Origin of the sequence: Candidatus Viridilinea mediisalina (assembly GCF_002532535.1) — a bacterium.
In the GTDB taxonomy this organism is placed as follows: Bacteria; Chloroflexota; Chloroflexia; order Chloroflexales; family Chloroflexaceae; genus Viridilinea; species Viridilinea mediisalina.
Genome location: NZ_NQWI01000187.1, coordinates 1 through 6390 on the forward strand (window position 1 = coordinate 1; position 6390 = coordinate 6390).

At 60.6% G+C, this 6390-nt stretch carries 4 protein-coding genes; 1 reads left to right on the forward strand and 3 read right to left on the reverse strand.

The window, feature by feature from the left end:
• Window positions 1-130: 130 nt before the first annotated feature.
• Genes CJ255_RS20755 through CJ255_RS20765 form a run of 3 tightly spaced genes read right to left on the reverse strand, consistent with a single transcriptional unit; the run spans window position 131 to window position 4729 of the window.
• Window positions 131-2878 (reverse strand): helicase, encoded by a 2748-nt coding sequence (locus tag CJ255_RS20755; RefSeq protein ID WP_097645989.1) that lies wholly within the window; start codon window positions 2876-2878, stop codon window positions 131-133.
• Between the two features lie 7 nt (window positions 2879-2885).
• Entirely contained in the window at window positions 2886-3983 is a 1098-nt protein-coding gene (locus CJ255_RS20760) for an STAS domain-containing protein (protein WP_097645990.1), read from the reverse strand.
• A complete protein-coding gene (locus CJ255_RS20765) occupies window positions 3980-4729 on the reverse strand; it encodes an SIR2 family NAD-dependent protein deacylase (RefSeq protein WP_097645991.1) in 750 nt (249 codons plus the stop codon). The genes CJ255_RS20760 and CJ255_RS20765 overlap by 4 nt, the downstream gene beginning before the upstream one ends.
• A gap of 326 nt (window positions 4730-5055) precedes the next feature.
• Here CJ255_RS20765 and CJ255_RS20770 point away from each other — a divergent pair, with 326 nt between their 5' ends.
• Window positions 5056-6258: an ArsA family ATPase gene (locus tag CJ255_RS20770; protein ID WP_097645992.1), complete on the forward strand. Its 1203-nt coding sequence runs from the start codon at window positions 5056-5058 to the stop codon at window positions 6256-6258.
• The last annotated feature ends 132 nt before the right edge of the window (window positions 6259-6390 follow it).

A 6390-nucleotide genomic window follows, 5' to 3' on the forward strand; every position in this document is an offset into this window, starting at 1 on the left:
GACCCCAGCCGACTAAAGTCGGCACTCCATCGGAGACCAAACTGTAAAGTAACTATGAACCATGTCTAACAAAAAAACCTCTGTGTTCTCTGTGCCTCTGTGGTGAAAACCTCTGTACCTCTCTTCATCGCTACTCTACAAGGCGCACCGCGCTCACAGCGGCATCAATCGTGAGTTGGCCATGCTCGGGGAAGAGTACTTCAAGGACTTCGTGGTTATTTTCGATCCGACTAGCGATCACTTTGCCGGGGCCGTAGGGATTGCAGGTAATTTGGTCACCGGGCTGAAAACGGGGTAGGCCGTCGTTCTGCTTGGCTGGGCTTGGGCTAGTGACTTTGGGCTGGTTTTGCTGTTCGCGTTGCTGGCGTAGCCGTTGCAGACGGGCGACCATGGCGGCGGCATCGGGCAGGATGGCTTCGGGTGGCGCGGGGGGCGGCGGTGGCGCGGGCGGCGGTGGCGCGGGTGCTTGCTCGGCAGCGGGCGATTCCGAGGTTTTACGCTTGGGTTGGCGCTTGCTGCGACTCTGGCGGCCTTTTGGCTCGGCAGGGGGCGGCAGCGATTCGGTAGGAGGCGGAGGGGGCTGCTTGGGTGCTGCGGATGGCTTGGGCGGCGCGGGCGGCTCGATGGGGGGCGGGGGGGCATGCTTGGGTGCTACGGATGGCTTGGGTGGCGCTGGCGTTTGTGAACGCTCCTTGGCCTTGGCGGGCGCGGGGGGTATCGGAGGTTGCGCTGCTGCCACCGCCGGGGATGCTGCTCCCCGCTGCGACGGCTGAGGCAGCGTTGGTTCTGCGGATGCGCTTGGAGCTTCAAGTGGCATTGTGGGGGCAGGGCGGGGCGGCGGGGGCGGCGTAAACTGCCCCCCCAACAGTGCCAGTAACCAATCCATATCGGCACGGGCCAAAGGCTCAAGCAATGGATCGTTGCGACAAGCGCGGGCAACATCGTAGGCCAAAGGCAAGATGCGTTCCAAGGCGCTAAAGAGCCAGGTTGCCAAGCCATTGCCGCCCGGATGGGTGTCCACAAAGTAGATACGATCAACCTCGTGATCATAGGCGGGCACCAGATCGGTACATGTGCTGCTGGTGCAAAGTGGCAGTGTAGCCACGAGCGACCACCCCACCAACTGGCCGGGCATCTTTACTGCAACGGGCAGATCAATCCAGAGAGCCGGGGCACTCCAGCGCAGTGTAATGGGCGGATTGATCACACGCTCGTTGGGGGCCACGCCTGGTGCGGCTTCACGGAAACCATACAGCTCCTCATCAACAATGACCCGGCCCCAAGCGAGGTCGCAGCCACGCAGGGTTCGGCTCTCGCGCCGGTCGCGTACACGAATCTCGCAGCGGCGCAGCGGCAAGGTGCGGCGCGTCTCGCCACCTGCACTGATGGTCAACTCTAGGCGCTGCTCATCTTCATGGCGTTGGACGACGCGGTAGCCGCCGCGCAGCGGGGGCAGGGCCGCACCTAAGAAGGCCCAGCGATCAAAGGTGGCCTGATCAAGCATGCCCAAGGGGTGGCCCTGATCATCGGCAAGCAGTGCAGGCATGCCAGCGACGGAACGCAGATCAAAACCAGCATAGACATCCCCAGCGCTAGGCAGGGGCTGCCAAAGGGTCGTGCGGCCCGGCAGCGGCAGCATACGTCCCTGCTCACTCAGGCGCTCAATGAGCGGCAGGACACCCCACGCCTGCGCCTCATCGTCACGAATGGGGCGTTCTGTTGCGGCACAGAGCAGATGTTGAGCCTCAATATAGGCATTGATCGGCGCAGAGACCCATTGCAGCGGCGCACCATCAAGCAGCGGCAGGGGGGCCTGATCGTCCTCTGATTGGGCCAAGTGGGCCAAGGCCTGCTCGGCGGGATCATCACCGAGGACCAGAATGTTCAACGTGGGCCCATCGTGGGCTTGGGCCAGGGGCGCAGCGGCCTCATTGAGGCCCATGATCACGAGGGCATCGGCTGGCAGCGCACTAGGGCCAATGCTCAGCGTGGGAACATCGTCACCGGCAAGCATGCGCAGCAGCGGTGCCTCGAAGGCGGGGCAGAGCAGATGCACCCGTGCCTTGGTGCGCGCCAAACCCAAGGCAAGGGCCAAACTCTCGCGGGCTCGCTCGCCAGGGGTGCGCCAGAGCGCCAAGGTTGTCCCCTCGTTCGGCGTATCCTCAGCACTTAGGATGCGCCAAGGGCATGTGCCAATCTGGGCCAGCACCTGATCGGCTCCTGCCAGGGGCGCAAGTGTCGCCAAGAGCAGCGGCTGAACAGATGTCAAACGGCGGACACGCAGCAGCAAAGCGGCCAGATGTACGGCAGCCGGGCCGGGGTAGCTATGCACTTCAGCCAGAGCTATCAGGCGCACATTGGCCCAGAAGTCCGCCCACGCGCGCGCATGGTGACGCAGCAGACGGTCGTGTAGCAACTCTGGCGTGGCCACTACAACCGAGGCATTGAGCGCAGCACGCACGCCCGTACCGGCAGCCAAGGCCACCTGAAGCGGCTGTTTCAGATCACGCAGCAAACGGCGCAACTCACGCACATGGGCCATCGCCGCCAACTCATCAGGGGCAACGAGCAACACCCGGGTGTTGCGGGTCGCGTGCAGCGTCTCAGTCAGCAGCAGATGCATACTGCGGCGTGCCGAGACACCGCCCAACAGGGCAACGGCCTCTTCACGGCGCAGCGCGGCCAGCGCAAGGGCTTGATGCTGATGGAAGGGCTCGCCGGTAGCCCCAGGCCATGCCTGGGCCAACGCGGGATGGATCGGCAAATGGCTAATCCGCGCCCCCACACGCCCCACAAAGCTACGCAACGCGAGTAAAGGGTTCTCGTTGCGCCCACGCTGACGCGCCAAGGTATAGAGTGCATCAATGAGATCAGCCATAACCTAGCTAGGATCGATCAACAATCCTCGTAATGGCCTGCTGCAAATCGGCAAAGGTCTGCAACTGTGCAAGATCAATCCCCAATCCAACCAAGGTTTGCGCCACCTCGGGCCGCACCCCTACAACAACAACGTGAGTTCCGAGCAATTGTAACGCACGCGCCGTCTGAAGCAAAATCTGGGCCACGCGGCTATCAACCACCGGAACCCCAGTAATATCAAAGATAACATAACGGGCGTGCTGTTGTTCCGCCACTCGCAGCACATTATTGGTAAAGGCCAAGGCTCGGCTACTATCCATTGTACCAATCAATGGCGCAACCAAAACACCGGGCAGCACCGGAATCACGGGAGCACTCAATTCACGGATGGTCTCCTGGCTCGACTGAAGTTCTTGAATAGTCTGCTGAAGCTGCTGCTCACGCCGCTCGACCGTCCCGAGGGCTTGTTGCAGATCGGCGGTTCGGGTAGCGACCGTGGCCTCCAGACCAGCACGGAGTTGCTCTAGCTCTTGCTCACGGGCTAAAGCCGCGATCAAAGCCTGACGCAACTCGGAGCCAAAGAGCATAATAATTGCCACAACGACTGCGAGGACAATCAAAAAGAGCCCGACCGAGATCGCCGTGAGATCATGGGTTGGCGCAATGCGTGCTCTAGTCTCAGCCATCAGGGGCGTGATTGCCCAAGCGATGCTCGCAATCAGGGTACTGGCGCCAGCGGTCATGAGCAACAGTCGGCGGTTGGTAGCCAAGCCAATGAAGAGTACCGGCAACACGAGTACTACAATGAACGAGGTAGCCGCCGGATAGCCAAAACCCACAATCGGGATACTCACCCCCGCCAAGAGGCCCAGAGCGGAGAGCAGAGTTGCGGCAGTAAAATGGCCTCCACGCAGCACCCAGACACTCGCCGCACTGGTGATGCTCACCAGTGCGGCAGCACCCATGAGCAGCAACCCCGCCACAGACAAACCCAACACCGCAAAGAAGAGCAAAAACGCCAGCAATGCCCCAATGCTAATGGCAGCGAAGATGTATATTAAAACTGGTGCTTGTTGGCGTTCAATTGGATCGCTAAAGCGATCAATGATCAGGAAATTTTTCACTGCTGCTCCTCCATAAGACGCTCAACCAATTGAGGCAACACCTCGCCCGAACGGCCATGGAGATAGAAGAGCCGCGCTTCGCTGCGGGTGTTCACATCGAGGTTGAGTACCGCCACAGTTGCGCCATGGCTATAGGCGACTCGGGGCAGCGAGGCGGCGGGTTCGACCAAGCCGGAGGTGCCAATGGAGAGGAAGACCTCACACTCCTCGGCGGCTATCCAGGCTTGTTGGAGCGCATCGAGCGGGAGTTGTTCACCAAACCAGACCACATGAGGGCGCAGGGGCGCACCACAGGTAGGGCAGGGTGGGGGCAGTTCCTCACCTTCTGCCCAGGTGGAGCAAAACGTCCCTTCGACCGAACAGCGCACTTTGGTAATATTGCCGTGCAGTTCAATCAGAGCACGGCTCCCGGCGCGGGCATGGAGCCCGTCCACATTCTGGGTGATCAGGGTAAAATGTGGCACAAGTTGCTCAAGTTGGGCCAGGGCGACATGGCCGGGGTTGGGTTGGGCTGCCAAGACCGCCGCACGCCGCATGGCGTACCACTCCCAGACAAGGCGCGGATTACGGCGGAAGGCTGCGGGTGAGGCCAACTCTTCGGGGCTATACTTGGCCCAGAGGCCGCTTTGGGCATCACGAAAGGTGGGAATCCCGCTCTCAGCCGAAACCCCCGCGCCGGTAAGTACGGCGACGTTGCGGGCGCTTTGCAGGGCCGTGATCAGACCTGTGGGGAGGGAAGCGGACATTGCGGTACTCCTTGTTGTACTATTGATCAGCGCAAGTTGACGCGCTCTTATGCAACACGTACAATGCGTAGAGCGTCTTATTACCATTTACGATTGCAGATTGCAGATTGCAGATTGCAGATTGCCGAACATGGCGTCCCAACGGGCGTTAGCATTCTTATGTTCAAGGGTGATTGGTCTTATCTGCCGTGGTAGCGGTGTGTGACTGGCGTACCACCGCATTGTAACGTAGATCGCCGGAAGGCGAAACGAGCGCTTTAGGCTTAGGCTTACAGATACATTTCCGCCTGCCGGTGCGGGCGATCGACTGGGAAGGCAAGGTTTTCATGCGGCTCATCCTTTATCTTGGCAAAGGCGGCGTGGGCAAGACAACCACCGCCGCAGCGACTGCGGTGCGGGCGGCTGAACTTGGCTACCGGACGTTGGTGGTGAGTACCGACGTGGCGCATAGTTTGGCTGATGCGCTCGATGCCCCCCTTGGCTCGAAACCAACCCAATTGACTGAGCGTTTGTGGGGGCAGGAGATTAACGTCCTTGATGAGGTGCGCGACCATTGGGGCGAATTGCGGGGCTATCTTGCCAATCTGCTGCGCCGCAAGGGGGTAGACGATGTGGCTGCTGAGGAGTTGGCGATCATTCCAGGCATGGAAGAGGTGGTCAGTCTGCTCCATATTCGCCGCCAGGCCAAGCATGGCACCTTTGATGTTGTGGTGGTTGATGCTGCGCCGACGGGCGAGACGGTGCGCCTGCTAACGATGCCGGAGTCCTTTTCTTGGTATGCGACGCGGGTGATGGATTGGGAGCCACAGACACTCAAGGCGGCCCGCCCACTCGTGAAGCAATTGGTGCCAGCAACCGACATCTTCGCTACGCTCGACCGGCTGACCAAGGGGGTGGAGGCGTTGCGCGATAACTTGACCAACCCGGAGATTAGCTCCTATCGCTTGGTGATCAATCCTGAGCGTATGGTAATCAAGGAGGCGCAGCGGGCAGCAACCTACCTTGCGCTCTTCGGCTACCCCGTGGATGGGGTGGTGATTAACCGCGTTTTGCCCATCGAGCAGGCTGAGGGCGAGTTTATGCGCGAATTGGCCCGCATCCAGCAGGGCTACCGCCAGATGGCCTATGATCTCTTCCAACCGCTACCCATCTGGGAAGGGCCGCACTACGCCCGTGATCTGGCCGGCTTGGAGGATTTGGGCATGGTTGGGCGCAAACTCTTTGGCGATGTCGATCCGGTGAAGGTACAGTTTCACGGCAAAACCCAAGAGATCGTCAAGGATGGCGAGGAGTATATTATGCGCTTGCCGCTGCCCCATGTCGAGATTGCTAAAGTTTCGATGACCAAGCGTGGCGATGAGCTCTTCATTGAAATTGGCAACTTCCGCCGCGACATGATCCTGCCCATGGCCCTGGCCGAGCGCCCAGCGCGGCGTGCGGTCTTCCGCAACGGTGTGCTTGAGGTGCGCTTCGGTGAACCTGAGACGCTCCCGCTTGAACCAGCAACGAGCGAACACGGTGTCGTGTGAGGTCTTGTTCTTGGGGGCGGTCGGGGGAGGCGAAGCCTCCCCCGAAGAATTTTGTGTTAGCACGAAAAAGTCCTGGGCCGCGCCGCTTGGCTTCGACAGGCTGGTTTCGGCAGGCTCAACCACCGAGCCAGC

Excerpts from the sequence above, each read along its gene's own strand:
- CJ255_RS20755 (WP_097645989.1), bottom strand. The coding sequence starts at position 2,878 with ATGGCTGATCTCATTGATGCACTCTATACCTTGGCGCGTCAGCGTGGG.
- CJ255_RS20765 (WP_097645991.1), bottom strand. The coding sequence starts at position 4,729 with ATGTCCGCTTCCCTCCCCACAGGTCTGATCACGGCCCTGCAAAGCGCC.
- CJ255_RS20770 (WP_097645992.1), top strand. The coding sequence starts at position 5,056 with ATGCGGCTCATCCTTTATCTTGGCAAAGGCGGCGTGGGCAAGACAACC.